At 55.9% G+C, this 547-nt stretch carries 1 protein-coding gene; it reads left to right on the top strand.

Going from position 1 to position 547, the window contains the following annotated elements; translation table 11 throughout:
- Positions 1-494: MucB/RseB C-terminal domain-containing protein (locus K5E19_RS23750; RefSeq protein WP_221553376.1), on the top strand; the 494-nt coding region annotated here is incomplete at its 5' end.
- Between the last annotated feature and the right edge of the window lie 53 nt (positions 495-547).

Raw genomic sequence — 547 nt, 5'->3', positions numbered from 1 at the left:
ATAGCTACATCGTGTGGATGGATGCGGAGAGCAAACTGCCGATGCGCGTCGATCTCCTCGATCGGGACGGCGAAACGCTGGAGCAGTTCCGCGTGATTTCCTTTACGGTGAATGGTCAGGTGGGTAACAGCATGCAGAATTTGGCGAAAGCGAGCCTTCCGACGCTTCTGTCAGTGCCTGCGGGCGATACGGTGAATTTCAACTGGGTGCCAGCGTGGATCCCACAAGGTTTCAGCGAGATATCCAGTAGCCGCCGTCAGCTTCCGACCATTGAAACGCCGGTCGAGTCGCGTCTCTATTCTGACGGCTTATTCAGCTTCTCTGTGAACATCAATCGTGCGTCTGCCAACAGCAGCGAGCAAATGCTTCGTACCGGACGCCGGACCGTGAGTACGACGCTGCGGGATAACGCCGAAATCACGATTGTGGGTGAACTGCCACCGCAGACGGCGAAACGCATTGCTGACAGCATTAAATTCAGGGCCGCACAATGATCAAAGAATGGGCCACCGTTGTCTCGTGGCAAAATGGCGTTGCGCTGGTGAGC

It is taken from the genome of Enterobacter sp. RIT637, from assembly GCF_019718755.1.
In the GTDB taxonomy this organism is placed as follows: Bacteria; Pseudomonadota; Gammaproteobacteria; order Enterobacterales; family Enterobacteriaceae; genus Enterobacter.
Note: the sequence above shows the minus strand (reverse complement) of the source record. Positions and strands in the feature narration are given on the sequence as shown.